The 587-nt window shown below is 35.8% G+C and carries 2 pseudogenes; both read right to left on the bottom strand.

Annotated features, from left to right (window positions below):
• Positions 1-185 (bottom strand): annotated as a pseudogene (locus tag CIK04_RS35335) (hypothetical protein); the annotation flags it as partial.
• Between the two features lie 98 nt (positions 186-283).
• A pseudogene (locus CIK04_RS32310) lies at positions 284-587 on the bottom strand (hypothetical protein); the annotation flags it as partial.

Here is a 587-nt window from a genome sequence, read left to right as displayed (position 1 = left end):
GGTGGCACTAATAAGGCAACGATTAGCGAAGGTATGATCATCATACCAAAAACTAAGAACTCCTCACCAAACAATCTCTTAGGCGATACAACCCAAGAAAATAATATATCTTCTGTAGAGTAGCCTTTCTTTTTATAAGCAATCTCTTGCTTTATCGCCTGCTCATCTAATGAGTAAAAACTCATCTCATCTCATCCATATCCATATCCATATCCATATCCATATCCATATCCATATCCATAAAAAACTTAAAACCCCACTTAGAAATGTAAAATATATCTTTTTAATTTAAATATTCAAGTTTAAGTTCTTTAAAGCTATTGGCTTCTTTTATATCAATCACGTCAAACTCCTTTTTAAGATAATAAAACAACTTATAAAGATCAGATTTATCTATATGTATACCCGGAGGTGATGTCATCTCCCATGCTCCGATCTCCTGCATTTCCAACTCAAACCTAGGGTTTAATGCAACCTGCTGGCGACTATGTTGATACCGAACACGAAAGCTACTCGGAATAATATACTCCTCGTATTCTGTCCTTTTTCTATGATTAGACATGGCTCTCGCGTGAAGTAACCCCGCA

It is taken from the genome of Vibrio sp. 03_296 (genome assembly GCF_002265885.1).
Note: the sequence above shows the minus strand (reverse complement) of the source record. Positions and strands in the feature narration are given on the sequence as shown.